This window comes from Candidatus Cardinium hertigii (genome assembly GCF_003788695.1).
Genome location: NZ_RARA01000025.1, coordinates 2,695 through 3,290 on the forward strand (window position 1 = coordinate 2,695; position 596 = coordinate 3,290).

The 596-nt window shown below is 38.6% G+C and carries 1 protein-coding gene (running past one end of the window); it reads left to right on the top strand.

Translation table 11 applies throughout. The features are described 5' to 3' along the window. The coding region annotated (locus EDM02_RS03195) for an IS66 family transposase (RefSeq protein ID WP_184891117.1) crosses the window boundary (this coding region is incomplete at both ends): on the top strand, nucleotides 1-596 show 596 of its 742 nt. Its footprint extends 146 nt past the window's final position.

Sequence of the window (596 nt, forward strand, 5' to 3'; positions counted from 1 at the left end):
CGTTGTAAACAATGCGGTAAACGCCGTACTGCTGATCTTCCCCCTAACGTTACGTCAGACATATTTGGCCCAAGAACAAAATCAGTTATTACAGCTTTAACAGGCTTTTACAAAAATTCTAAGCGGGAAGTAGCCGATATCTTAAAAGATATATGTAATCTTCCTATTAGTCTTGGCACTATATCTAATAGTAGTGAAGGAAAGGTATCCTCGAAATGTGCTGCGTCGTATCAAACTATAGTACAGAAAGTTAGCCAAAGCAACTTGCTACATATAGACGAAACAAGCCATTATACTAAGGGTAAGCTTGGCTGGTGTTGGCTATTTACCAATCAAGTAGGTAGCGTCCTTAAGCTTACGCCTTCTAGAGGTATGCATGTTTTAAAAAATAGTGCATTTGCAGGTAAACATGCAACAATAGTCAGCGATAGATATGCAGTCTATAACTATTTTAGTCCATCAAAACGCCAAATTTGCTGGTCTCACTTAGCTAGGGATTTTGAAAGGCTTGCCCATAGTGCTCATAGTGCTATTAAAAACTTAGGAGAAAGTTTAAAACAAGTGGCAACTGACTTGTTTGGGTTAACCAAAGCTTG